The sequence below is a fragment of the Nostoc flagelliforme FACHB-838 genome, assembly GCF_014698065.1.
Classification (GTDB): Bacteria; Cyanobacteriota; Cyanobacteriia; order Cyanobacteriales; family Nostocaceae; genus Nostoc; species Nostoc flagelliforme_B.
Map to the genome: position 1 here is coordinate 74,368 of NZ_JACJSI010000019.1, position 25,828 is coordinate 100,195.

Annotated in this window: 19 protein-coding genes and 1 pseudogene; 9 read left to right on the forward strand and 11 right to left on the reverse strand. The window is 41.5% G+C overall.

The window, feature by feature from the left end:
• The first annotated feature begins 89 nt into the window (after positions 1-89).
• A pseudogene (locus H6G97_RS12505) lies at positions 90-3,244 on the forward strand (efflux RND transporter permease subunit).
• 402 nt (positions 3,245-3,646) lie between these two features.
• Here H6G97_RS12505 and H6G97_RS12510 read toward each other — a convergent pair.
• A complete protein-coding gene (locus tag H6G97_RS12510; protein WP_190940924.1) occupies positions 3,647-6,652 on the reverse strand; it encodes an MFS transporter in 3,006 nt (1,001 codons plus the stop codon).
• A gap of 305 nt (positions 6,653-6,957) precedes the next feature.
• Positions 6,958-7,491: a translation initiation factor IF-3 gene (gene infC, locus H6G97_RS12515; protein WP_190940925.1), complete on the reverse strand. Its 534-nt coding sequence runs from the start codon at positions 7,489-7,491 to the stop codon at positions 6,958-6,960.
• A gap of 569 nt (positions 7,492-8,060) precedes the next feature.
• Here infC and H6G97_RS12520 point away from each other — a divergent pair.
• Together H6G97_RS12520 and H6G97_RS12525 are read left to right on the forward strand one after the other, a co-directional pair.
• Entirely contained in the window at positions 8,061-8,741 is a 681-nt protein-coding gene (locus tag H6G97_RS12520) for a HEAT repeat domain-containing protein (RefSeq protein ID WP_190940926.1), read from the forward strand.
• 76 nt (positions 8,742-8,817) lie between these two features.
• Positions 8,818-9,384 (forward strand): phycobiliprotein lyase, encoded by a 567-nt coding sequence (locus H6G97_RS12525; protein ID WP_190940927.1) that lies wholly within the window; start codon positions 8,818-8,820, stop codon positions 9,382-9,384.
• 81 nt (positions 9,385-9,465) lie between these two features.
• On the opposite strand, the gene H6G97_RS12530 is transcribed toward H6G97_RS12525, so the two are convergent.
• Complete coding sequence (locus tag H6G97_RS12530) at positions 9,466-10,086, reverse strand: Uma2 family endonuclease (protein WP_190940928.1); 621 nt, start codon at positions 10,084-10,086, stop codon at positions 9,466-9,468.
• Between the two features lie 272 nt (positions 10,087-10,358).
• Between H6G97_RS12530 and H6G97_RS12535 the strand changes: the two genes are divergently transcribed.
• Positions 10,359-12,554 carry a lytic transglycosylase domain-containing protein gene (locus H6G97_RS12535; RefSeq protein ID WP_190940929.1) on the forward strand — a complete coding sequence of 732 codons (2,196 nt, stop codon included), beginning with the start codon at positions 10,359-10,361 and terminating at the stop codon, positions 12,552-12,554.
• Between the two features lie 171 nt (positions 12,555-12,725).
• Here the strand turns inward: H6G97_RS12535 and map are convergent, their stop codons facing one another.
• Together map and H6G97_RS12545 are read right to left on the reverse strand one after the other, a co-directional pair.
• Positions 12,726-13,508 (reverse strand): type I methionyl aminopeptidase, encoded by a 783-nt coding sequence (gene map / locus H6G97_RS12540; protein WP_190940930.1) that lies wholly within the window; start codon positions 13,506-13,508, stop codon positions 12,726-12,728.
• 10 nt (positions 13,509-13,518) lie between these two features.
• On the reverse strand, positions 13,519-14,529 hold the full coding sequence (locus H6G97_RS12545; protein WP_190940931.1) for a Gfo/Idh/MocA family protein: 1,011 nt from the start codon (positions 14,527-14,529) through the stop codon (positions 13,519-13,521).
• A gap of 757 nt (positions 14,530-15,286) precedes the next feature.
• Between H6G97_RS12545 and H6G97_RS12550 the strand changes: the two genes are divergently transcribed.
• Entirely contained in the window at positions 15,287-15,586 is a 300-nt protein-coding gene (locus H6G97_RS12550) for a ferredoxin (RefSeq protein ID WP_190940932.1), read from the forward strand.
• Positions 15,587-15,862: 276 nt separating this feature from the next.
• Here the strand turns inward: H6G97_RS12550 and H6G97_RS12555 are convergent, their stop codons facing one another.
• On the reverse strand, positions 15,863-17,452 hold the full coding sequence (locus H6G97_RS12555) for a SpoIID/LytB domain-containing protein (RefSeq protein WP_242054908.1): 1,590 nt from the start codon (positions 17,450-17,452) through the stop codon (positions 15,863-15,865).
• Between the two features lie 265 nt (positions 17,453-17,717).
• On the opposite strand from H6G97_RS12555, the gene H6G97_RS12560 reads away from it, so the two are divergent.
• From H6G97_RS12560 to H6G97_RS12575, 4 genes are all read left to right on the forward strand, one after another.
• The gene (locus H6G97_RS12560) at positions 17,718-17,981 is read left to right on the forward strand and encodes a ParB N-terminal domain-containing protein (protein ID WP_094329374.1); all 264 of its coding nucleotides are present in this window, start codon (positions 17,718-17,720) and stop codon (positions 17,979-17,981) included.
• Between the two features lie 96 nt (positions 17,982-18,077).
• Positions 18,078-18,569 (forward strand): Dps family protein, encoded by a 492-nt coding sequence (locus H6G97_RS12565; protein WP_190940934.1) that lies wholly within the window; start codon positions 18,078-18,080, stop codon positions 18,567-18,569.
• Positions 18,570-18,658: 89 nt separating this feature from the next.
• Positions 18,659-19,312 carry a nucleotide exchange factor GrpE gene (gene grpE / locus H6G97_RS12570; protein WP_190940942.1) on the forward strand — a complete coding sequence of 218 codons (654 nt, stop codon included), beginning with the start codon at positions 18,659-18,661 and terminating at the stop codon, positions 19,310-19,312.
• An 895-nt stretch (positions 19,313-20,207) separates the two neighbouring features.
• Complete coding sequence (locus tag H6G97_RS12575) at positions 20,208-20,534, forward strand: STAS domain-containing protein (protein WP_190940935.1); 327 nt, start codon at positions 20,208-20,210, stop codon at positions 20,532-20,534.
• Here H6G97_RS12575 and H6G97_RS12580 read toward each other — a convergent pair whose 3' ends face one another.
• From H6G97_RS12580 to H6G97_RS12595, 5 genes are all read right to left on the reverse strand, one after another.
• Positions 20,535-21,671, reverse strand: coding sequence for a PP2C family protein-serine/threonine phosphatase (locus H6G97_RS12580; protein WP_190940936.1), 1,137 nt, complete (start codon positions 21,669-21,671; stop codon positions 20,535-20,537).
• A gap of 421 nt (positions 21,672-22,092) precedes the next feature.
• A complete protein-coding gene (locus H6G97_RS12585) occupies positions 22,093-22,860 on the reverse strand; it encodes a DUF1350 family protein (protein WP_190940937.1) in 768 nt (255 codons plus the stop codon).
• Positions 22,841-22,975, reverse strand: coding sequence for a hypothetical protein (locus tag H6G97_RS54740; protein WP_277883292.1), 135 nt, complete (start codon positions 22,973-22,975; stop codon positions 22,841-22,843). Before H6G97_RS54740 ends, H6G97_RS12585 begins: the two co-directional genes overlap by 20 nt.
• Positions 22,976-23,114: 139 nt before the next feature.
• On the reverse strand, positions 23,115-23,834 hold the full coding sequence (locus H6G97_RS12590) for a hypothetical protein (protein ID WP_190940938.1): 720 nt from the start codon (positions 23,832-23,834) through the stop codon (positions 23,115-23,117).
• 298 nt (positions 23,835-24,132) lie between these two features.
• A partial coding sequence (locus H6G97_RS12595) for a M48 family metallopeptidase (RefSeq protein WP_242054909.1) occupies positions 24,133-25,828 on the reverse strand: 1,696 nt, incomplete at its 5' end.

The following is a 25,828-nucleotide window of genomic DNA, read 5'->3' on the forward strand; positions in this document are numbered from 1 at the left end:
AAATTAGCTCTTTCCCCTCTGCTGCACCTCGCCCCTCTGCCTCTTTTCAATGCCCAATGCCAAATACCCAATGCCCAATTTGTTAAGCTATGTTTGTTGACTTCTTTATTAAGCGGCCAATCTTTGCGTCAGTCAGTGCGATCATCATCCTTTTAATAGGATTAATTAGTATTCCCTCACTACCGATCGCTAGGTTTCCAGAAATTAGTCCCACTCAAATCAGTGTAACTTCCAACTATAGCGGAGTTAGTGCAGAAGTCGTAGAAAGCGGAGTTACAAATATCTTAGAAAGGCAAATCAACGGGATTGAAGGACTAAGATATCTCACTTCTAGTAGCAGTAACGATGGTACTAGTACTATTACAGCCACCTTTGATTCATCGCGGGATAAAGATATTGCGGCTGTGGATGTGCAAAATCAAATCGTATTTCTATTGCCCAACCACAACTACCAGACTCTGTGCAACGCACGGGAGTGCGGGTATCTAAAGAATCTAGCAACATTCTCTTAGCAATTGGTTTATTCGCTGAGAAGAATCAATACGACAATACATTCTTAAGCAATTATGCCGACCTTTACATAGCAGATGCTGTAAAAAGAGTCAAAGGGGTGAGCAACGCTCAAATTTTTGGTGAACGTCGCTACGCAATGCGCCTGTGGCTAGATCCGAGTCGCCTTGCTAGTCGGGGGCTAACAACCAAGGATGTAGGAAATGCCTTATCCGAACAAAACTTGCAAGTTGGTGCAGGGAGAATTGGACAAGAACCAGCTCCTGAAGGGCAGAGGTATCAACTTGATGTGCGTGCTGCTAGCCGATTATCAGAACCATCAGAATTTGAAGAAATTGTCCTCAAAACTGAAGGTGATGGTACTTTAGTCAAGCTCAAAGATGTCGGTAAAGCCGAACTGGGCGCAGAAAATTACAACACATTTCTGCGATTTCGGGGTAATGATGCTGTAGGTTTAGGGATTTATCAGGTTCCTGGTAGTAATGCTTTAGATGTAGCTAAGGGAGTCAAAGCTGAACTGGCCCGATTGGCACCGAGCTTTCCACCAGGAATGAAATATCAAGTAGCTTTTGACACAACATCCTTCGTAGAAGAGTCAATGGCAGAAGTGGTCAAGACTCTGATTGAAGCGGTAGTGCTGGTTGTGATTGTAATTTTTGTGTTTTTGCAAGATTGGCGAACCACTTTAATTCCAGCCCTGACTATTCCCCTAGCACTAATTGGGACATTTGTTTTCATCAAAATTTTTAACTTTTCCATTAATAGTTTGACTTTGTTTGGTCTGACTCTAGCATCAGGCATGGTGGTAGACGATGCGATCGTTGTGGTGGAGCAAATTAGCCGTTTTATTCAGGATAAAGGAGTTAGTCCTCGCCGAGCCGCAAGTGAATCAATGGCGGAACTGTTTAGTGCGGTTATTGCCACTTCATTAGTGTTGATGGCGGTGTTTGTGCCAGTGGCATTTTTCCCGGGAACAACAGGCGCACTTTATCGGCAATTTGCCCTGACGATCGCTTTCTCTATTGCGATTTCAACTTTTTTGGCTTTGACCCTAACGCCATCTTTATGTGGGGTGTTGCTACGTCAAGGACAAAGACCGCCCAGGTGGATTGGCTGGCTGTTTGACCTAATTAATCGGTTCTTGGAATGGGTAAGGTCAAGCTATGAGCGATCGCTTACCTGGATGGTACGATTCAAAAGCATCGTCATTGGACTGTTTATCGTTTCTTTGGGAATGACTGCTTGGCTGTACACCACAGTACCGACAGCCTTTCTCCCCGATGAAGACGAAGGTTACTTCATCACAATTATCCAAGGGCCGCAAGGGGTTTCGCTGCAATACACCAGCGATGTCATGGCACAAGTAGAAAAAGAAATCCTGCCACTTCCAGAAGTGCTAGGGACTTTCGCTGTAGGAGGATTTGGCTTTAGTGGTAGCACCGCCAATAGCGGCATCATCTTTACAACTTTAAAACCTTGGGCAGAACGTTCAAGACCCGATCAATCAGTGCAGGCGATTATTGGCAAATTGCAAGGGAAGTTGTTGTCAATCCCAGAAGCCAGAGTTTTTCCTATGAACCCGCCACCAATTCAAGGTTTAGGCAACTTTGGCGGCTTCGTCTTTCAACTGCAAGACCGCAGAGGTAACGCTGGCTTACAAAATTTAGTAGAGTCGATGGGTAAGTTGCTAGGTCGCGCCAATCAAACACCAGGATTACAAGCTGTATTTAGTACTTTTGCCGCAGATACACCGCAATTGCTTGTGGAAGTAGACCGCAATAAAGCCAAATCATTGCAAGTTTCTATAGATGATGTCTTCAGTACTTTACAAACTGCTTTGGGATCGCAATATGTGAATGATTTCAATCTCCAGCAGCGCAATTATCGCGTGTATATCCAGGCAGATCAACAGTTTCGTTCCAACCCCAAAGATATTGGTAAACTATACGTTCGTTCTCAAACGAATCAAATGATTCCTTTGAGTAACTTAGTCACAGTTACTCCGACTGTGGGAGCGCAAACTATCAATCACTACAATCTGTTCCGCTCAATTGAAATTAATGGTTCCGCCGCTCCTGGCTCTAGTTCTGGAGACGCAATTAAGGCAATGGAACAAGTTGCAAAAGAAGTTTTACCAGCAGGTTATGGCTACGAATGGTCAGGGACTGCATTAGAAGAAATAGATTCTGGTGGTTTAGCACCCCTAATCTTTGGATTAGGAATAATCTTTGTGTTTTTGGTATTAGCCGCTCAATACGAAAACTACATTGACCCCTTTATCATTTTGTTATCAGTTCCCTTAGCTATCTTTGGAGCGTTGATAGCTCAATCATTGCGCGGTTTTGCTAATGATGTTTACTGTCAAATTGGACTGGTAATGTTGATTGGTTTGGCTAGTAAAAACGCAATTTTGATTGTGGAATTTGCTAACCAATTGCGAGACCAAGGACTTTCGATTACCAAAGCAGTAATTGAAGCTTCACAAGAGCGGTTACGTCCAATTTTGATGACTGCCTTTTCTACACTCTTGGGGATTTTTCCGTTAGCTATTGCTACAGGTGCTGGTGCGGGAAGTCGGCAATCTCTGGGAACAACAGTATTTGGTGGAATGTTAATTGCTACTTTTTTAAGTTTGTTTGTAGTGCCAATTTTGTACATTGTAATTAAGACGACAACAGAGCGATTTATCAAACCAAATCGGCATCAAGAAATATCAGCACAAGCTGTGTCATAAAATGGTAGCACTGCTGTATATTCATCCAAATCTGAGGATTAAGTGTTTCTCTTTTTTAGATCATTTAGTCCAATTGTAGCGGCAGTTAATCACCCTATTAACTGTCACTACATATCGTCATATCATGTTCGATTTAATACTTATGTCATTGCGAACGTAGCGCGGCAATCCCAAACCTTTGCAATTGCTTCATCCCACTTCGTTGCATTCGCAATGACATATTATAAGTGATTTGCCGAACATGATATCAGATGAAGTTTTAATTTTGCCAGTGCTTTTTCAATTAAGTTATACCAATTCTGCATGAAGCATCTGGAACCCAAATTATGGTGCTATATTGCTGAATTTGGTATTTGAAATATCGCTGTTTTATTCCTATGGGGATATAGACTATATGTGTAGTTATCTGATGCAAGTAACTTGGTATTTTTTGAGTAACTCTTTAACTTGAGCAGCTACCAAAGGATGTGGATCTTTTTGCAACTGGGGTAAAATTTGTAAGAGAACGCGATGTGAAACCATATTCAAGTATGCGATCGCAGCTTCTCTAACAAAGCCTGTTGGATGACGCAAACTCACTAAAATCTCCGAACTGGTTAGTCGGATACGCGTAACTTCCGCATAATGAAAACAGCACGCTAGGCACCAGTCAGAAAGGAAGTTACCTAACATCAGCAATTTGTGCAGGCGATCGCTAACTAACATATTCTCATATTCTACGATCTTGGCTTCTACGAGATGTTGCAGTTTTTCTGACTGCGGTCGGTTATCTAAAATATTCAGCAATATAGACTTTGAAGAGAGAGTTATAGTATGCTCTAAAATTTCTAACCCCCGCGCTAAGTTTACCACTGAGAGCGATCGCAGATTGAAGGATGCTGCCTGCATCTTTTCTGGTGAGTAAAGCAGTCTCAGTAATAGTAACAGCCGCTCTTTGACATCCAATTCCAATTCTAAAAGGGCGCGTTGCATTAACTCAGACACAACCCCAACCCTCTGGTTTGATTGATGATTTTCTTTTAGGTCTAATGTTTTAAAGTCTATGTATGCAGCGTAAATCTCACCTAAAAACTTTAATTCTTGTTTGATTAAATTTTCTACCCGATTTTCATAAAACCGATCTACTAAACCTGTAATTCCTGGTTTTTTGTGGATTTTTAGTAAGCTGCGGAGAATATGATCTCTGTTAGTACCCCAGGATGTCTCCAAGTTTTCCCATAAAGTCTCCAATGCTTCCTGGGTGCCGACTTGAGCAATGGTACGCCAAGCGTACATCCGCACTACTTCTGGTTTGTAAATATTGGTAGCCAACTGTAGCAGCATTTCTAAAGCTTCATTTTCCAGTCGCATTAGAGCTGACATGGCTGTACTGCGAGTTGATTTGTAATAAAGTGCTGCAATCAGTGCCGAATAGTACTCTTCTAAATGGGTGGCTGCAATCATTTCCAAAACGGCACATCGCACCCGTAATGACTCATCTTGTAATAAATTTGGGATGTGAATCCGCAACGCCTGCAAATAAACTGCTTCTCTAAGCGCTCTAACTCCATTTACCCGTTCCCGTTCTTGCTTATGAGTCAGCATCCGGCGCATGGTTTGGGTCGCTGCGACCTTTTGCATGGGTGTTCCCTGGCGTAAGACTAAAGCGGCGGCGGTGGCGCGGATGAGTGAGTTTTGCCGGGGGTTCAAGTATTCTTCTAGGAGGCTTAAATTGGGATTTGGTTCCGCCAGCCAAACGTAGCGCAGCGCTAAGGCAAAAACTTCGGGGCTAGTTTCTTGAGATTCTTCTAATAAAGGACGGATGGCAGATAGATAAGCAGGATTTGCACCTCCCATCAGCATTACTTCCAAACTTTGGCGCTGCAAATCTGGGGTTAACTTGACTAGTAGAGGTGCTAAAACTTCGGCGGCTCCAAGGGAATCCATTTGGGCTAAAAGTTCAATGCAAGAGCGTTTATCAGCCTCACTGCCTTTTTCTGCCAAAGCTTTGACTACTCCCTGTTTGAAGAATCGTAAGCCCATGTTGGCTGCACTTAATTGACCTCGTGCCACACTCAAGACTAACAGTTCAACATAACGCGATCGCAATTCCCAAACTACTGTTAAACAAGTGCCAGCTATCAGCATTGTTTCTGCTACTAACACCCACTTTTGCAATGGTACAGGTATAAACCGCCCACAAAATAATAGAGTTGCAAAAATGAGCGCTCCTGTCAAACCTGTAGCGATCGCTTCAGCAGTTCCACCAGATAAAGTCTGCATCCGGCTGCGAATTGCCTCTGGAATCGGTTGGTACAGGATGGGGCCACTACTCATGACAAAGGTGTAGCGCAGAAGTTCATCGCAGAATTTGACAATTATCAAACCCCAGAAAAAGCTTTGCGATTGGATGGCTGGAATTAAATGCAGAAATATCAGCACACCTGGTAGTGAAAAGCCTACGGTGATTGGTAAAAGCGTGGCAGTGAAAAATACCCCCATTCGTTCGATAAGTCGGCTGGAAATAAACCACTGCAACAATAACTCGCACAGTCCTAACATCCCACCAAATAGACCCAAGAAGCTGGCGAGTTCTCGTTCGCCCAAATTGGATTGGAGTTCGCGCAGATACTGAAAATCTATTAATAACCCAATGACTTGCAACAGACCGACAAAGGCAAACAACTGCCAGACATACCGTTTCAGCGGACTTTTAATAAAACGCTGTCGTGAAGCTTGTTCTTCAGGAATTAGTTTTTGTGGGGTTTCAGGAAAAGCTGCTCGATAATGATGCGTCAAATAAAATAAAATCCCCGATCCTAGTAAAATCACCACACAAGCGATGAGGATGATCTTGTTCAGTGTCATGTATTGCACTAGCCAAGGCAAACTAAAGCCACTGATTACATCTGCAACCAAAAGACCACTACTCACTAGTGGGTAAGTGCGTTTAATCTCCCGAATGTTAAATAGTTGGTTAGCGACAATGGAGATATTAAGGTCATTGACCACATAAAGCGCATCTACCCACAGCCGGAGCAGAAATACCGAAATAACTGCCAGATAGGAAAAATGAGATCCCCAACGTAATGCAACTAATAAGACTAATGGCATCAACATACAAGGTGCGATCGCCACAATCACCCGCCGTAAGGGAAAAATCTTTTGCAGCCAGGAGTATAAAAACACCAGCCCGGCACTCATAACAGCACTGCCAATATACATCCACGGCAGCAGATTAGTTCCATATTCATCCAAAAACAGCGCCACCGTACTGTCCTCTGCCCACCGCAATCCTACAGATACAGTTGTGTAAAAAATAAACATTATCTGAGTTCGTTCGCTCTCCTCTGGTCGGAGATTCACCCACTGTAATAGTCGTGGTAAAGCAACTTTATTTGCAGCCAACCAGTAATTTTTCAGTTCCATGCAGTTTTATTTTCTGGTAGTATCACCGCGTAATGGGAGCGGGGCAGGGGGAAGCAGGGGGAGCAGGGGAAGCAGGGGAAGCAGGGGAAGAAAATACTTCCTTGTCCTACTTGTCCCCTTAATCTCCTCGAAATAGCAAAAATCCTGAGCAACTGAGTATTATGTTTCCCACTTAGCCTTCAGGATTATCGATTTTAGATAAATTTAAATAACCTCAGAGCCTTGGGCGCATATCGAAACATCAAAAAATCCCCTGACTTTTAGTCAGGGGATTTTCAAACTTGGTCTATTAAACAATTAGAGGATTATTTTTTGGGGGAGATGAGCATCATCATGTTTCGCCCTTCTTTTTTAGGCGCTTGTTGAAGCTCACCATAAGGCTCCAAATCCGTTGCCATTCGCTTGAGCAAATCTTCTGCTAGGTCGCTGTGCTGAATTTCTCGACCCCGGAACATCACAGTCGCTTTGACTTTATCACCATCTTTTAAAAAGCGCTCTGCTTGCTTGACACGCACGTTGTAGTCGTGTTCTTCTATTTTGTAGCGCATCTTAACTTCTTTGACATCAGCTGTGTGTTGTTTTTTCCGGGCTTCCCGCGCCTTTTTCTCCTGCTCAAACTTATATTTCCCGTAGTCCATAATCCGACAAACTGGCGGGTCAGCTTTGTCACTTATTAGCACCAAATCTAACTCTTTCTCTTCTGCTAGTTGTAGTGCTTCCTGTGGGAGCATAATTCCCAGTTGGGCACCATCAGTATCAATTACCCGAATTTTCGGGAAGCGAATTCGTTCGTTAATTTGGGGCAGATCGCGAGTTCTTTTCTTCTCAATCACAGGCATTATGATTTGTGGGAGCTCTTAATGAAGGATTTGGTGTGTCTAAATTTGGTATGCCTCGGAGGCAAAATACAGAAGTAACTCAGGACTGAAAACATAGTCTACAGTTCTAGGGTAACTAATCCATAAAATAGTTGCGTCCTCGTATTTGTCATTTTACTAACTCTCAGAGAACTTCTCTGCAATAGTTAATCTAAATTACACAACCTAGACTATGTTAAATATTATTACAATTATTTAGCAATACTTTATTGCGATCGCAGCCACAATTAGCTTAGCGGATTAAGTTTTCTCTGGGGCAGTTTAAGCCATTCTGATTCTCCTAAGGTTTTGACACTGTACTTAACAGTCACACCCTTCTTTATTGCTTAAGTATTGATTTATACTTTTTTACTTAGCCATTAAATCTAAATGCTAAATTCAATACACAATTAAACATAAAGTAAAATTTGTTTATTTTTAATCATAATCAAGATATTTTGTCAAGTCGCCAAACTCCTACATCACTATGGTGCCACCCTGATGAACGGATCAGGTAAATTAAGATAAGTAAAGAAAACGCTTTGAACTAAATGGCAGCTCTAAGCTTAGAAGAAATTTCGACTCAGTTAGAAAGTCCGAATTTGCGCGATCGCATGGTAGCCCTTGCTAATCTGCGTAATGTTTCCCCTGAGGATGCAGTCCCTTTGATTAAAAAGGTACTAGACGACGAATCTTTGCAACTGCGATCAATGGCAATATTTGCCCTCGGAATCAAGCCGACAGCAGAATGTTATTCGATTTTGGTCAGAATTCTCGAAAATGACCCAGATTATGGTATTAGGGCTGATGCCGCCGGTGCATTAGGATATTTAGGTGATGCCAGAGCCTTTGAGGTACTATCGCGGGCATTTTATGAAGATACTGATTGGCTAGTACGCTTTAGTGCAGCAGTATCTCTTGGTAATATTAAAGACCCCCGTGCCCGTCAAATTCTTCTTCAGGCATTGGATAGCAAAGAAGTAGTATTGCAACAAGCTGCAATCTCTGCACTGGGAGAAATTAAAGACATTGAGTCTGTAGATAAAATCCTCCGCTTCGCCCAATCAGATGATTGGTTAGTAAGGCAGCGTTTGGCAGAAGCTTTAGGGAATCTTCCCACTCCCAAAAGCGTTTCAGCTTTAAAATACTTGGAAAAAGACAATCATTTCAACGTTGCTGAGGCAGCTAGGATTGGCCTCAAGAAGCTTGAAGAAATAGACAATCAAGCTTAATATAAAAACCTCCTGCTACCTTTTAATAAATAATTAAGTGAGAATCTTAGCATTTTGATGCAGGGTAATTTCATTCATGAATATTGAAGAGTTTTTTCAGTTAAGTGCCGGTAAATGGTTTTCTCATCGAACTAGTCAACATTTGGCTTTTAATCAATCGGAAAATAGCAAGTCAGACATCATCATTGAGACGCTGGCAGTAGATCATCCAGAAGTGAGCAAGCTGTGTCAAAATTACAATATTAATCCTAGTTCTGCTTCCTGTGCTACTAAAATTAGCTGGAACGGCACAATGGACAAGGATCAAGCAAAACACAGTGGTTCAACTATGTTAGTTTCGGTACCTGATGCGGATAATCCGGCCCAAGGAAAATTACTGCGAGAAATAGTTGATGCCAAGAAAACTCCAGTTGCCGGACGCTATAAATTTGACAGTGATGGTGCTTTGATCTTAACTATAGAGGATGAAACCATCTGGTCAGAAGAGCGCCTGTGGTTTGCTAGCCCAAATTTGCGAATGCGGGTAAATGTCCTCAAGAGTTTTGGTGGATTTAGTATCACTTCGTTTACTTCTGAGATTCGCATGGGTGGTTTTCCGGCAGCCGAGAAGCCTTCGGAAGCGGCTAATTCAGTATCTAGTTAGTTTAATTACAAAACATTCCCTCCAGAAATGGGGGGAATTAACTAGATATCTATCCGCATGAGGGAATTACGAATTAAAACGCTAAATCATACCAGCTTGAAAAATCTGGTTTGGGGTAAGATTTAATTCGGGGAAAGTTTGGGAAATAATGGCATCGCTATATCGAAACTTACTTATCTGATATTCGCCATCAACTAAGTTACACACAGAGATTGTCGGTTCTTTGGGATTACCGATAAAATTACGTCCACCCAAGGCAGCATAATCGACAATCCAGTATTCCGGGATACCCATTTCTTCGTAATCAGCATATTTTAAATAGTAATCGTCTCGCCAGTTGGTTGATACAACCTCAATTGCCAAAGGTATTGATGCACCTAAACTAACGATAGATTGTTTTTTCCATAATTTTTCGTTTTCTAGATATGTACGATTTAGCACCAACACATCTGGAATGTAACCAGAATCTTTTTCAGGAGGTCTAACTATAACTTGGTTGGACATGAAGTACGAGAGGTCTAATCGGTCAAACTCAACTGTTACTTTTCTTGCTAAAAAACCTTTAACTTCTTCATGTTCCCCCACTGGTTGCGCCATCTCAACAATGTCTCCGTTATGTAGTTCGTAGCGCACCCCTGAGTTTTCGGGTAGCCAATCGACAAATTCCTCAAAGGTTACTAGCTTGGGTATTGCTTGAGTCATGGCTTTTGAGAATTACTGATGATATAAATATTATCTCTAATCTTGGGCACTACTTTTCTACCACAGTGTGGCAACTAATTGCATTTATAATCTACCTAAGATAGATGTAATAGTATTTAATGTGTGCTACGAACTCAATACTGCCAACTGTAGGATTGAAAATTAGTATTTTTCTACATAAAATTAAAAATCTAAAATAAAAAATTGGTAACACTGATGGTTAGGAGTGTTAAAGTTTCAAGAAATTCACCGGAACTTTTCAGCGAGTATTCATGCTGAAGAAACTACAGAAAAAGCAAATTTCGATAATGGCGGGTGCGGCACTGTTTGCCTTTCTAGCTGGGGCAATGGTATCAGCACCTGAGATCGGCAAGTCTCTGGGAAAATGGCTCAAACTGAGTCAGAATCAAGCAGAGCAAACATCACAGGGTAGCATTGCCCAATCAGCCGTCTTTCCCCTGATCTCGCAATCGTTGCCAGAACGGGCGGCAAAACTAGCAGCGATCGCAGGGCAATCGCGATCGCCAGACCGAAATCGCGCTCGTTATCTTTTGGCGAGTGATTATATTGAAAGAACCCAAGCGCAAAAAGCCCTAGCTTTACTCCAAGGACTAGAGAAAGACTATCCCGTCCTCGCACCCTACATTTTGCTCAAACAAGCCCAGGCAGAGGGTATGCTGGGTGAGGACGGCAAAGCCTCGGATCTCAGGCAAAGCGTGGTGAAGCTGTATCCCAAAGAAGCGGCTACGGTAAAAGCGCTATATCTGATTGCTCAACCGAAGCAACAAGAAATAGCGATCGCTCAATTTCCTGCCAATCCTCTGACTTGGGAAATTATTCGCAAACGCTTACAAGAAAATCCCAATCAGCCACAATTACAGTTGATACTGGCTAAATATGCCTACGATCAACCAGGTATAGTGGGCGTTTTGGATCAGCTAGTAAAACAGCCTACCCTGACACCCGAAGACTGGGAACTGATTGGTACAAGCTATTGGGAAAATAGTCAATTTCTCAAAGCGGCAAATGCTTATGCCAAAGCACCCAAAACGTCGCGCAACCTCTACCGTACTGCACGGGGATTACAGGTAGGAGGCAAAGATAGAGAAAAAGCGATCGCTACCTATAAACAACTAGTGCAGCAGTTTCCAAATACTGAAGAAACTGGGACTGCACTACTGCGGTTAGCAGAAACTGCAAAAACAGCTAAAGACGGCTTACCCTATCTTGAGCAGGTAATTAGTAAATTTCCAAAACAAGCTAGTACTGCACTGGCACAAAAAGCCAAAACTCTCCAAACTCTCAAGGATCAAAATTTAGCTAGCGCGGCGTGGCAATTACTCATAGCCAAATACGGCAATTCTGATGAAGCCGCAGAGTATCGCTGGAAAATCGCCCAAGATAAAGCCAAAGCCAAAGATTACGTCGGTGCTTGGCAATGGGCAGAACCAATTGTCACCAATAACCCAAATCATATTTTGGCTCCGAGAGCAGGCTTTTGGGTAGGAAAATGGGCAGCTTCACTAGGGAAACAACAGGAATCTCAAACTGCTTATGAGTATGTGATTACTCAGTTTCCTTACTCTTACTATGCATGGCGAGCCGCGACAATGTTGGGGCTGAATGTGGGCAACTTCGATAATGTGCGCGTCATGAACCCGGAAATAATCACACCCCAGCGTCCAGTACCTCCTGCTGGTTCTGAAACTTTCAAAGAACTGTATCTGCTGGGTCAAGACCGCGATGCTTGGTTACAATGGCAAACAGAATTTCAGAACAAACTTCAGCCAACGGTAGCAGAGCAATTTACTGAAGGGTTGATGCACTTGGCAAGGGGAGAAAATCTCATAGGAATTGACAAAATTTCTAAATTGGAAGACCGGGAAACACCAGCTGAACTTGCCCAATATGAGGCTCTAAGCAAACAAATCACCTACTGGCAAGCCCGTTATCCATTTCCCTATTTCCGGGAAATTCAAAAGTGGTCTACCGAGCGTCAACTCAATCCCTTGCTAGTCACTGCTTTGATGCGACAAGAGTCACGGTTTGAACCAAAAATCAAATCCGTCGCTGATGCTACTGGCTTAATGCAGGTTTTGCCGAGTACAGCTAAATGGATCGCCCCACAAATCAAAGTGGATAGCAAAACAATAAACCTAGAAAACCCCAATGAGAATATCATGCTGGGTACATGGTATTTGGATCATACCCATGAGCAATATAACAATAACTCCTTGCTGGCGATCGCTAGTTACAATGCTGGCCCAGGCAATGTCTCTAAATGGCTACAAACTCTCACTACAAAAGATCCAGATGAGTTTGTTGAACAAATTCCTTTTGATGAAACCAAAAATTATGTGCGGCAAGTATTTGGCAACTACTGGAATTATCTGAGGCTTTACAACCCTGAGATTTCTGGCATTGTAGCAAAGTATTCGACTACACACCCAAAACTACCGTCGCAGTAATTTTGCTGTTTGAGGATAAAAAGTAGATTTGTAGAAGTAAGGGACTTGCAAAAAATAAATTATCCCAAATTATTTCTATATTTGTAGGGGCGCAAGGATTTGCGCCCCTACGTTTGCGGAGCGTACCGCAGGGATAAGATATTTTTTTAGCTGAAAATGATTAGTATCTTTTTATGCACAGTAATTCTCGCCTTCAGGGAGGGTGAGAATTTCAACACCATCTTCAGTTACAGCTAAAGTATGCTCACATTGAGCAGAAAGCTTGCGATCGCGCGTTACCGCAGTCCACTTATCGCCCAGAACCTCAACTTCGTAAGTGCCTTCGTTAATCATTGGCTCAATAGTAAAAACCATCCCTGGTCTGAGGCGCTTGCCCTTACCGCGTGTGCCATAGTGGGGAACATCCGGTGCAGTATGGAAAATGTTACTGATGCCATGTCCCACGAAATCTCGCACCACAGAAAAGCCTTGTCCTTCAGCATACTCTTGAATGGCTGCACCAATGTCGCCAATGCGTGCCCCAGGTTTAACTTCAGCAATACCCAGGCGCAAACACTCCTCTGTCACCTCTACCAGTTTCCTCGTTTTTGGGGAAGGAGTACCGACAAAGAATGTTTTGGATGTGTCGCCATGATAACCCTCAACAATCGGCGTTACATCAATATTAATGATGTCACCATCCTTGAGGATTTGTTTAGCGTTGGGAATGCCATGACAGATTACCTCATTTACACTGGTGCAAATCGATTTAGGATAACCTTTATAGCCAAGAGGTGCGCTTTTTGCTCCATGAGCTTGCGTCCAACGTTCGGCTTCATCATTTAGTTCAAGAGTACTCACCCCTGGCTTCACAAACGGTTCCAAATGTTGGAGAAGTTTAGCTGCTAAACGCCCAGCTTGACGCATTTTGTCTAATTCTCGTTGCGATAAAATAACAATTAGTTCAGTTTTCATTAACTTTTATCTAGATATCTTTCATAAACATAGTTAACCCTGTTTGTGCAGCTCTTTGTGCAGCATCAGCAACCTTTAGGGTATACAAGCTCTCCTCTGGGGTAACATACAAAGGAGTACCATCAAAAAGATGATCTAACACCATACTTGTGTCTTTGGCGAACAAACCTCGACGAGGGCCAACCTCTATAGATGTTGTTTCCCCTGGCTGGATAAAAGTTCCTGTGTCGCCATCAAAAATTAAACCACCTTTTTCACCGTGAACTTCAAACTTGCGTTCTGATCGCCAAATACTTTCGCCTTTGCCATAGACTACTTGGGCTAAAAGTCCACTGTCAAATGACAGCTCACTAGTGCAGAAACAGGTTTGGTAATATTCCGGTTCTATTTCCCAATATCGCTGGTGACAGTTAACTGTAAATACTTTACCAAATAAATCGGTGAGACGATGTAGGCGAGACAGCGCCCCCATTAAGGGAAAACCGAACAACTCGTGGTTATAAGTCCATTTGCGGGGTGCAGGATTCTGGGGATTGATGGTGCTGTAGCGAACATAAAACACCTCACCAATTTTGGCTAAGTTTTTCTTCAAGGCTTGATGCAAACCACCCAAAAGTTCCAGGTGTTCGACGTGCAGGAGTTTTTGTTGGGCTTTAGCTAAGGCAATCAGTTCTTCTGCTTCGATTACATCCAACGAAAGAGGATACTCTACAATCACATGTTTGCCGTTGGTAAGTGCTGCACGAGCGATCGCACCATGATCTCGATTAATAGTACATATCACCACTAGGTCGATATCTTCACGCTCTACTAACTGTTGCCAAGAACTCAACACTTCAATCTGATACTCTTTGGCAAAGGATTCGGTTTTTTCTGGGCTATGACCAACAACTGCAACTAAATGCGATCGCGATTGCTCATCACGGAGCAATGCCTCAACCCGAAATTTTGCCGCATACCCAGTACCTACCAAACCTACACGCACTCTTGCTTTTTCCAAAGCTGCTCCTAAATTATACATGATCCTCACTGGTTCTATTTTTGATCTTCTCACGCTTCTAATGGTGAGATTCTCTCTTCATAGGATTCACCAGTCTAGACTCTACAACATTCGTCTTACCTCCTCAAGGACGAACAAGACTTCATTTGAAGGTAGGCAGAAGTACGTATGCTCAAAATGGCAAACTTCAAAAAAAAGCCCTCTTTTTTAAAGCTGGGCTTCTAACCTTATAAAATAAAACCTTTGTCAAGATTATGAGCAAAAAATTTTGGAAAGAGAAAAATTACCGCTTCCTTCAACCAGAAAATTTAAGTGCGATCGCCACAGCTTGCTTCAAGAGTAGGAGTGCGCGATCGCCGTAATAATTTTCTAATCAAATTTTTTAATCACCTGATTTTTTGCGTACTAAATAACCCTTGCAAATCAGCGCCTTATAGGAAATGAAATAGTCCTGCTTTTTAAAGGAGTTGGGGGATCTCTTCTGCGTAAGTTCTACAAAATCCAAGTAACATTAATTTCACTCATGTTTTTTTAAATTAAATATAATTTTTTCTAATTGCAACCCCAAAAGGGTAGGAAATAATATAAAGAAAACTTATCGGGATTAAGCAACTAAATTTCATTACTAATCGGGTTCAATTTCCAGTTGCATCGTTTAATTTTTCTCGTAGTATCAGAATTGAAGCAAATTTAAACCAGCGGCTAATCCCAGAGAACAGCCGTTACCTTTGCCTTAAGATAACTTAATACTGCCGTTTGCAAAAGAGAGGATTACTCAATGCCAAGTTATAAAGTGACACTACTCAACGAGGCCGAAGGACTTAACACAACACTTGACGTTGATGATGATACCTATATTCTAGACGCTGCCGAAGAAGCTGGTATTGACCTGCCCTACTCTTGCCGCGCTGGTGCTTGCTCGACCTGTGCAGGTAAAATTGTCAAGGGTACTGTCGATCAGGGCGATCAGTCATTCTTAGATGATGAACAAATAGAAAAGGGATATGTACTGACTTGTGTTGCTTACCCAACCTCTGATGTAACAATCGAAACTCACAAAGAAGAAGACCTTTACTAAAAGTTAAGCGACTCAACCATAAACCTCTTGCAAGAGTTACTGATGTTGACAAAATACAAGCAGGGCATCTAGGGTCAATACCCTTTTAGTGTCCTGTGTGCCTCTAAAAGAGACTTTGACAAAAAGCTTAATTTTGTGTAGAGCAGGAACACAGTAGATATTGTGTTCCTGCTTAATTTTTTATAGCAATTTTCAGGTAAATAGACCACCTGGTAGGGGCGCAAGGCTTTGCGCTCCTAGGACAGACTTGCTTTAAGTATGGAGTTTCCAATTAGCTTAAAGTTTAATCTCTTTAGTAAGAATTTGAATCTGAGTACCAGGATAGTAAAATTGGAGAATTTTGGGACTTGACCAACCTAATTTAGCTAAATTTTGAGCGCCAGTTTGACTCAAGCCGACTCCATGTCCTAATCCACCACCAATAAAAGCGTATCCCCAGAGATCCGGTTCACCTTTGTTCAAAGGTTCTATGTAAAAAAGCGTACTTGTGGGAGCTGCAAAAGCACTGCGAACTTCGTCTTTGTGCAGAATAAAGGTGCTGAGATCAGTTTTAACTGCTAGTTCAAGGATGCGTCCACTCTGGCTTCGCTTTACTACTGCCATAGCTTGAATTGTCTTAAATTTGGCATGGGGACTGTTTTTCACCTGCAAAAATTTCTGCAAGTCTTTGATAATATCCTTTAAAGGGGTTTCCTTATGCCAACGAAACATATCCCACTTGCTTTCATTAAATCCTTGTTTCGTATTAATAAATTTTTGGAAGTTCTTTTCCTCTGCTAAATTCTGCTTAGACAAGTCCCAAAAATTAGTTGCAGCATCCAGTACAGGGCGCAGATAGGGACGATCGCTGCCATTCCAGACATCACTAAAGGAGGCAGTAACGCCACCAGTGGTAGAAGAATATAGAGCGTCTACCAGTTCATTTTTATAAGTTACTACTTTACCTCTGGTTGAGGCGATCGCTTGGTCTGTTTTGGCAGATGCTCCCTTCAGCCCATAATAGACTTGGCAATGAGTATCAGCACATAACTGATAGTTATCGGCGGCAAACCTACGTAAATTTCTTAAAGCATAAGTCCGGGCAAGAATCGCCTGGGCTTCTAGCGCCGCTTTTGGTGCATCCGTGCCGATTTCATAAGGCACAACGCCACGCAAATAAGTTTCTAAGGGTACTTGGTTAACTAGAGTGTATGTACCATAAGCATTTGGCTGCAAATTCAATCGACCCGCATAAAGACGAGCATTATCTGGTTTGTCGCTTTTATTCACCCGAATCAAATTTTTATCCGTGCTAATTTCCAAATCATTTGGGCTATAGCGATTACCATCCACCACCCAACTAACTCGCGGTACTTGTTTTAAAATTTTAGTATCAATATATACCTTTTCTTTGATAGAAGCTTGGATGTTCTGTAATAATAAGCGTCGCAGTAAAGGAGTGCTGTAAACATCTCGTTTTGCCCAAACCTGCCAGCGTTCTGGCTGGGCTATTTCCACTTCCATTCCCTGAGAACGCCATTTATTAGCACTGTCTTCCGCAGTTTCAAAAGTGCGGTATGTGCCCAAAACTACCACTTCTTCAACTGCTGACTGAGGTAAAGCTTGCATGACTGTTTCCAGCTTTACAGGGTTCTTGGTAAACAGGATTTGCTGCTTGTTACCTGCTTGAAATTTTAACCTTAAGCGATCGCCCTTTAGAGGTTCCAGTTGCAGCTTGGCTGCGGCCTCGGCGCCAAATCGCTGCACAATCCCAATTTTCAGTTCGATATCCTGGATATTGCTCTCGGGCCCTGATGCAGCAGTCAGTCCCAATAGACAAAATGTTGTCAGCACAGTGTGGGAAAAACGCCAAAAAGAAAATTTCATGGCTACCTGATAGTGAAGCGATAGCGAATAATCGTTCGCGCAGCGTCTGTCTACGACACGCTCCGCGAACGTAGAGAGCGTCTTCTGCCCCTTAATGCATCGTTGGAGCTGATTTTCCAACTGCTTTATAGCGCGGTTTTTTTGTCGCATGAGTGCTCCAATGATACCATTACCAATTTTGCCCCAAATATTACTTGCAAAACGAAGTCATAATGACTATGATTTGTTTAGAGGTACGAAACAGAACTAGTTGGATAAACTCTTTATGGTTAGAGTCCAAGAAATTCCATTAAATCAGATAAAACGGCCATTGCCCCGTGTAAACGATCCAAATAAAGTGCAAGCTTTAATGGAATCGATTGCGGAAATTGGGCAACAAGAACCTATTGATGTCCTAGAAGTAGATGGACAATATTATGGCTTTTCTGGTTGCCATCGGTATGAAGCTTGCCAGCGTTTAGGCAAAGAAACCGTTTTAGCCAGAGTCCGTAAAGCACCCCGCAGCGTTTTAAAGATGCACTTGGCATAGAGAATGGGAATAGAGGCTGAGGACTGGGAAGTGGGGACTTGATTTTCTTGCCAATGCCCAATCCCCAATTACATATAACCTAATTAGGAGAAAATTATGTCATCGAAAGTAACAGTCAAAAATTTAAATATCGGCATTGACGACGCGAGTAGGGCTAAAATTGCCGATGGTTTATCTCACCTGTTGGCTGACACTTATACACTGTATCTGAAAACTCATAACTTCCATTGGAATGTTACCGGGCCGATGTTCCAAACGTTACATCTGATGTTTGAAACCCAGTATACAGAGTTAGCCTTAGCAGTTGATTTAATAGCCGAGAGAATTAGAGCGCTTGGTTATCCTGCACCAGGAACCTACAGCGAATATGCCAAACTAAGTTCGATTCCAGAAACTCCCGGAGTTCCTAAAGCTGTAGAGATGATCGGCTTGCTAGTGGAAGGACAAGAAGCTGTAGTCAGAACTGCACGATCTATTTTCCCTCTGCTAGAGGAAGTTAACGACGAACCTACCGCCGATTTATTAACTCAACGGATGCAAGTACACGAAAAGACAGCTTGGATGTTGAGAAGTTTACTGGAAGAATAAAGAATAGGGAATAGGGCATAGGGAATAGGGAACAGAGAAAAAACTTAATCGCCAATGCCTAATTCCCAATGCCCAATGCCCCAAGTCCCATGCCCAATATTGATTTCACCCAAAAGTTGCAAAACTTAATGCAACAAGTAGGTATTTCTAGTTTTAAAGCGCTGAGTCGCGCGGCTGGTGTCTCAGAGCGTCAACTTTTGCGGTTACGCCAAGGAAAGCTAGAGCAGATGCGCGTAGATGTGCTGCTCAAGCTGTCGCCAGTGCTACAGATGCCATTGAGTGAATTAATCACAACTTTTTCAAGCGTAGAGTTGTTTCAAGAGAAAACAGCGCCTACCCAGGAACTGTTACAAGAAATTATAGATTTAAGAAAAGAGTACGATCGCTCGCAACTTCAATTAGAACAGCAGCGAGAGATATTACTACAAGAACTCCAGCAGTCGAGTTTGCAACTGCTGGAGTCTTTATTATTGCAATGGCCAACAGCAGCACAGAAAGCGCAAGAGAATCCCCAGCTAGCAGCAGTCAAAATAGTACCGTTGGTGCAGAAACCCCTAGAAAAGCTTTTGCAGGCGTGGGGAGTGGAAGCGATCGCACCCGTGGGAGCAGAATTACCTTATGATCCCCAACTGCACCAATTGATAGAGGGAGCAGCACAACCTGGAGAAACAGTTAAGGTACGCTACATTGGCTACTTTCAAGGTGAGAAGCTGCTTTACAGAGCTAAAGTGAGTCCTGTTTGAGAGAATTAGGAGTTACAAATTCATAACTCTTTACTTTTTGTGTTGTTTGCTGAGAAATGACAGATGTTGAGAATACTAAAATGACAGAGGCGAGATCGCTTCTGAGAAATTCTCTTAGAGCGTTGGTGTAGGTTCAGCCTTTCTTCGGGCTGTTGAAAGCGAAATCTTTGGCTCTAGAGGGGTAGTTCAGAGGTAAATTATTTCAATAATGTAAGTAATTGGACATAAATAAACGTAGCTCCTAGTTACTATCATAAATACTCAGTAGTTAAGAAATGATTATATCTAAATAATTATTTTGATCTTAAATCCTGATAGCTGAGTAATTTTCATAGTATTTTTGCTTGTAGTGCTGAATTGGGGGCTGGATATTGGGAAAATTTGCTGGGTGATGCAGACCTGCCGCTAAAATATAAAATCAATTTATACCCACTTAGTACTCAGTAATGAGGCAGAGGAACGCCCCTACTATACTCGGTTTAGCTGCGCGTAGGCGTAGCCCAACCTAGGCATCACTGAGATCCTCGGAATTTTGTATGGTTTAATGACGGCTACCACGATCAGATTTATTGGAGAATCTTAATTTGGCAAAAATATTTGGTAAATAATCTGAAAAACACTAACTTTAGCTTGTATAAGAGTATATGTTTAATTAATGAGATTTACCTTGTTTCTCTTGAACTGGTTTGTTCTTTATAGTAAAACAATACTTATGAAGTTAAGGGGTTTTAACTTTATAAAATCAGATTAAAATATTGATAATTCATCTTTATAATCATCTTAATTATCAATAATTACTCAATATTTAATCAGAGATTTTATTTTACAAGCATTTTTAAATGTTCTATAATGGCGAAATCAGAGCCTCATTTACAGAAACCAGCGTGACATAATTATGAGAGAACAAGTAAAAGTTATTAAGCTAAGTGGTAATTTAAATGCCACAACTTCACAAGATTTTCGACAAAAGATCACTGATATTTTAGAAAATGGTGCGAAAATTGTGTTAGTTGATTTTAAAGATGTAACCTTTATGGATAGTTCCGGTTTGGGAGCTTTGGTGTTAGCTTTCAAAACCTTGAGGGCTGCGGACACTAAGCTTGTTCTCTGCTCAATTAATGAGCAGGTCAGGATATTATTTGAATTGACTAATATGGATAAAGTATTTGAAATATTCCCCAGTCAAGATGCATTTAATCAAGTTTTAGTCTCCAAAACGTAATTAATCAAACTTCATTTGCAAAATAGATAAATCATCATCAAAAGCATCTTTGGAGTTCAGGGCAATTAAATAACTCAGTACATGATCCAGTTGGCAATCAAGCGGATTTTGTAAGCTAACTAGTAGCTGAATAAAAGCATCCAAACTCCAAAGCGTGCCATCTGATTTAGTGATTTCATAAGCGCCATCACTAAAAATATAAAGGGTACTGAATTTTTCAATATCGCAAAATTCATCAACATATTTTGCCTCTGTAAACATCCCAACTGGCATGCCGGGGGTTTTTAAGAGTTTAACTTTAGACTTCCTTGGAGATATGCCAGTTATTAAAACTGCTGGTGGATGGCCGGCGCTGGCATAAATTAGCTGGCGGTTAATTCGGTTGTAAACTCCGTACCAAATTGTAAAGTATTTGTCATTTTGATAATTCATTTGAAAGGTATCATTCAAAGCCTTCAATACTTCACTAGGTTGATAGTAATTCAGACTTTTTAGCGCACGAGAACGCAGCAAATTTAGCACCGAAACAGAGGGAAGGGTTGCTTTGAGTCCATGCCCGGCAGTATCGAGTAAGTAAATTGCCAGATAATCATCATCGAGCCAATAATAATCGAAACAGTCACCACCGAGTTGTCGTGAGGGAATAAATCGAAAATTTATATTGAAGGGTTCAGTCATAGAAACAGGCAGTAGCGATCGCACATATTCTGCTGCTTCTGACATTTCTGCTTCTAAAAGCAACTTTTGAGCCTGCAAATCTCTACTCAACTGATGCAAACGTAATCCTGCTCTTACCCGTGCTTGTAATTCATTGTGTTCAATAGGTTTGGAAATAAAGTCATCAGCACCAGCATCTAGACCTTTGACGCAATCGGCAACGGAATCTAAGGATGTTAATAAAATAAAGAATGTAGTAAAAAATTGGGGATCTGTCTTAATACGGTGGCAAACTTCCAAGCCAGTTAAACCAGGCATGATCCAATCACAAATAATTAGTGCTGGATGGTAAGCCAGTGCTTTTTCTATTCCTTCCTCCCCGCTACTGGCAGTAACTACCTCATAACCCTGTTTTTCTAACATCCTCTTGAGGAGTATTTTTATTGAATAGTCGTCATCAATTATTAGTATTTGAAACATAGGACGTTTTTGCAAAGACTCATTAATAATTTGCTGTCAAAATACAAAATAAAAATAAGATATGGGCTAATTAGTTAGTAGTATCAATATAGGGATGCTACTATAAGTAGATAAGCACAAATAAACTTAACTATGTAACCAAATCTAAAACGCTCAAAACCTTTGCGATTACTTCGCTCCGTTCGCAATGGCATAGTTATAACTTTTTTCGCCTACCTACTTAGCACTTATTGTTTGTATGCAATAGAATTTAACCTCTTTCCAAACCTTTCTTCTTTTAGAAGAGAGGCTTGGAATCTTACTCCCCTTCCTTTGTCGGGAAGGGGTTGGACGTTAGGTGTCTATTAGACTCAACTAAAAAGCGCTATAACTCATTTCTATTTACCTATCGAATTTACAACTGTTTGATAGTCATAAAACATTATGGTGCTGCCAGAGGATTTAGCCACAAGAGGATATTGCTTTTTAGCTGATTCAAGTCGCGGTATGCTTCTTGTTTGAACCATTGCCCTAAAGCGTCAAAGGGAGTGAAAGATGTTCCAGTTTGCCATTTAATATCTTGACCTAAAGGTGTTGTATGAGTTCCTGGTAATGTTTGTGTTGTCACCATCTCATCAAAACGTTCCTGTAAGATTTTGGTTAAAGCTGCCGATTGATCTATGGTGTCATTACTGAATTTTATTAATAAATTGCGCCGGATATTGTAACGCTCTTGGACAAGCTTGTTAGTTTCCAACGGTGAGGGAGTAAACTCGATGGCAAAAGTAGAATTGAACTGCTCTACTAAAGGGATAGCTTCTTTAGCGGCATAGTTGTTAAAGGATATTAGAATATTACCTGCGCGTTCTACTTCAAATAGGCTACCAATCAACAAGTGAAGTTTACAGCCCATACTGTGACCAATGCCGTAGATGGGGAAGTAAAGCTTGCGTAATGCTCCAGAGTCATGTAGGCGTTCGAGGGTGCGGTCAAAGTTTAACAGCACAGATTTTGCGATCGCAGTATGATCCAGTGTATTGACAAAAGGCGTAGCAATTACAACATAACCTTTACTTGCCAGTTGTTCAAGTAACCAGCGATAGGTAATGTGCGGTGCAGTGGCGACAAATGCACCTCCTAAAAAATGAACGATACCTATGGGATTTCGGGGAATGATTACCCAGTTCCCTCTAATTTCTTTCCAGTCCATGTGGATAAGCGATCGCTTTACGAATATTCTTTATGTTAGACCGGGGATTGCAACCGTGGGAAAGATTATGGAAAAAGCCATTAATATCTAACGAGTAGGCTAGAAACCAATCCACCCAGAACCGCCTATGCATTTATCAGGAGCATTTACGCCTTCCCCAACTCTTACTGAGTGCTGAGTAAATTCAGGAGTGCTTTCTAAATTTACATTACAAAACTTAATTACAAATTACGAATTACGAATTACGAACTATCTTAACGCTGAGTCTGCAATTTTTTCATTTCGTGTTGTACGTCTAATGCAATTTGTAATGCTTCATTGAGTAACCTTCCATGCTCAGTAGCCTGTTCATTTACTTGCATGGCTGTTAAAGTTGCTAAATTATTGACAAATAATTCTGTATTACTAAGAATAAAGTTCTTATTTTCCCTCAAAATCCTTTCTGTTTTTAAAGCGCGAACTAAATCAGATTTGGTAAGTTTCAGGGCTTTGATAACACCCTCTCTTTTCTTTATAACTACTTCTGGATTACCAGCTTCTTCTATTTGATCATTAATATTTATTACTTTAATAACAGTATTATATCTATTTACCTCATTTAACAAAATTTGCAGAGATTTTGTCATATTTTTTTTGACAAGTTTACTTCTACTTTTCCAAATAAAATATAAGATAGTTTGCGTAAGTCCACCAACCCAAAGACTTAATAAAATTAATAATATCCAAGATGGGATTGTTATCCATGTCATAAAAAACTTAATAGTTATCTCAAAGAAGATGTAAACAAAAACAAATGTAGATAAACCCATAAATACAACAGTTGCTCCTTCAGAGCTTTTAAGTTTTTGTATATATGTTTTTGCTAATCTATTCAGAGGATTTGTAATGATTAAAAGTTCCTCATTGACAGGCAAATTAGTCAGCTTTTGCAGCTCATCATGACTAATTTCCAAGCCCTGTAAATCATTCCGCACAACTTTTCAACCCTTGCCAGAATAGTTATTTAATCTAATATAGCAATCAAATTTCTGAAATGTTGGGATTTTGTCTAAACTTTTTTAAGCAAGTTAATACTTCTAGGCAGTATAAATATTTTTTGTACAATATGATACCTTTCTAAAAAAATATTTGTTGCCTGTAAATGTAATAAAAATTCAACGGATTATAGTCCTGGCAAACAGCCATTTGTAAATATAAGGAAGAATAATGGAAAAGTCCGCTAAAACGGACTTGATTTGTTTAGTTATAAATAATTGCGCCTCACTCGTTAAATTAACTTCGCTTGGGAGAAGATTGTTTCTGTTTTGAAACACCACACTGAGAATTTAGAAATGGAGGAATGGGACAGTCTAGCGTCATAGCGATCGCTCTGAGTAAATCTGCTTCTGATGCAGTAACTTTGTTATCTAATAGTACCGTGTGGGCGCAAGCATCAACAATAGCCTGCTTGAGTTTGGGACTGGCAAGACGGAGGCGATCAATACTCTTCTTAAGCTCAGTGAAATTACAAGTAAGTGGCGTGTCTGGTTTTTCTTGCTCTCCGGCTTTGGGAAGTCGAAAAACTCCAGAACGAAAAGCATAGGCGATGTCTTCGGTGGACGCATCTGGTTGGTAGTGTCCGACGCGGGCAATGACGGACAGTACTAATAGACTATCTGGCCAAATCTCTTCGATAGAGGTGAATTCTACCGTTGTAACCGAGGTGGGATTTATACTAGGTTGGAGGCGATGCCACAGTATTAACTGCAACACAAAATGCCATAGTGATAAACTTCCGGTAGCTACAACTAAACCGTGGACGCATTTGCACAGCCTTTGGCATTCCTTGGCAGAATTTTGACGCAATACGGGTACTGCTAAATCCACAAGTGGCAAGCGAATTTTGGGATCTAACTGGCTAATTTCGCTGCTCAATTCCAGGGTTTTGTCTACCAAATCAGCAGGCTGCACCTCGCGTAACCAAGCAATTTGACGTTCTTGGATCTGGAGATTTTCTGTATCTAACGTTAGCGCAAAAGCGATCGCCATTGCACTTTCCTGCTCCCGCGCACCCAAACGCAGGGATTCTGGTAATTGCGATAACAGCGCTTCAGCATGGGCAAAATGCTCTGGCGTGACGCTTCCCACCTGGTTTACAACCTGTTCTGGCGTGGGGCTGGAACCACCAGCAAAGCTCATTCTTAGAAATTCTTGGGAGGGGGAACGCACTTGATTGCGAGATGGCATTGCTGCTAAATTGCTGACGTTTAAACCTCCAACACGGCGGATACGTTCTGCTAAGGGTGGGTGGGTAGAAAACATATTTTCCCAGAAAGAGGGGTTGAGAGCATTGCCAAAAAACATGTGGCTAGCGGCTTCTGCACCCGGCGCAATCAAACGTGAATCCATCTGTTGGAGTTTTTGGAAGACTCCGGTAAGCCCGTTGGGGTTGCGAGTGAACTGTACAGCTGAAGCATCGGCGAGAAATTCCCGTTGGCGAGAGACGGCGGCTTTAATCAGGCGTCCGCAAAGTAATCCGATACCGCCAATTGCCATCAGTGCCAAACCAAAAGCCCAAATAGGTAAACCCTTGTCTTCCTTTCCTAAACGGAAGCTACCACGAATCCGCCAGAGCAATTCCCCGGTTAAGTAAATGAACAAAATGCCGTGGAGTAGTCCCACCAAACGTAGATTCAGCCGCATATCTCCATTGAGAATATGACTGAATTCGTGGCCGATGACTCCTTGTAGTTCATCTCTGTTCAGGTGTTGCAATGTTCCACGGGTAACTCCAATTACAGCATCATTGGGCGTAAATCCGGCAGCAAAGGCATTAATGCCGGTTTCTCTCTCAAGGAGATAAACTTCTGGGACGGAAATAAGCTGTTCCACATCTAATTTGCATAAAATGTAAATTAAATAAACTCGTGGACTTACTGCTATGCCAGCCAAAGGATACTTAAGTAAATTACAGAAAGAGAATTTACAA

Excerpts from the sequence above, each read along its gene's own strand:
- H6G97_RS12565 (WP_190940934.1), top strand. The coding sequence starts at position 18,078 with ATGTCATCGAAAGTAACAGTCAAAAATTTAAATATCGGCATTGACGAC.
- infC (WP_190940925.1), bottom strand. The coding sequence starts at position 7,491 with ATGCCTGTGATTGAGAAGAAAAGAACTCGCGATCTGCCCCAAATTAAC.
- H6G97_RS12530 (WP_190940928.1), bottom strand. The coding sequence starts at position 10,086 with ATGACTCAAGCAATACCCAAGCTAGTAACCTTTGAGGAATTTGTCGAT.
- H6G97_RS12535 (WP_190940929.1), top strand. The coding sequence starts at position 10,359 with ATGCTGAAGAAACTACAGAAAAAGCAAATTTCGATAATGGCGGGTGCG.
- H6G97_RS12525 (WP_190940927.1), top strand. The coding sequence starts at position 8,818 with ATGAATATTGAAGAGTTTTTTCAGTTAAGTGCCGGTAAATGGTTTTCT.
- H6G97_RS12585 (WP_190940937.1), bottom strand. The coding sequence starts at position 22,860 with ATGGACTGGAAAGAAATTAGAGGGAACTGGGTAATCATTCCCCGAAAT.
- grpE (WP_190940942.1), top strand. The coding sequence starts at position 18,659 with ATGCCCAATATTGATTTCACCCAAAAGTTGCAAAACTTAATGCAACAA.
- H6G97_RS12555 (WP_242054908.1), bottom strand. The coding sequence starts at position 17,452 with ATGAAATTTTCTTTTTGGCGTTTTTCCCACACTGTGCTGACAACATTT.
- H6G97_RS12550 (WP_190940932.1), top strand. The coding sequence starts at position 15,287 with ATGCCAAGTTATAAAGTGACACTACTCAACGAGGCCGAAGGACTTAAC.
- H6G97_RS12510 (WP_190940924.1), bottom strand. The coding sequence starts at position 6,652 with ATGGAACTGAAAAATTACTGGTTGGCTGCAAATAAAGTTGCTTTACCA.
- H6G97_RS12520 (WP_190940926.1), top strand. The coding sequence starts at position 8,061 with ATGGCAGCTCTAAGCTTAGAAGAAATTTCGACTCAGTTAGAAAGTCCG.
- H6G97_RS12580 (WP_190940936.1), bottom strand. The coding sequence starts at position 21,671 with ATGTTTCAAATACTAATAATTGATGACGACTATTCAATAAAAATACTC.
- map (WP_190940930.1), bottom strand. The coding sequence starts at position 13,508 with ATGAAAACTGAACTAATTGTTATTTTATCGCAACGAGAATTAGACAAA.
- H6G97_RS12545 (WP_190940931.1), bottom strand. The coding sequence starts at position 14,529 with ATGTATAATTTAGGAGCAGCTTTGGAAAAAGCAAGAGTGCGTGTAGGT.
- H6G97_RS12575 (WP_190940935.1), top strand. The coding sequence starts at position 20,208 with ATGAGAGAACAAGTAAAAGTTATTAAGCTAAGTGGTAATTTAAATGCC.
- H6G97_RS12560 (WP_094329374.1), top strand. The coding sequence starts at position 17,718 with ATGGTTAGAGTCCAAGAAATTCCATTAAATCAGATAAAACGGCCATTG.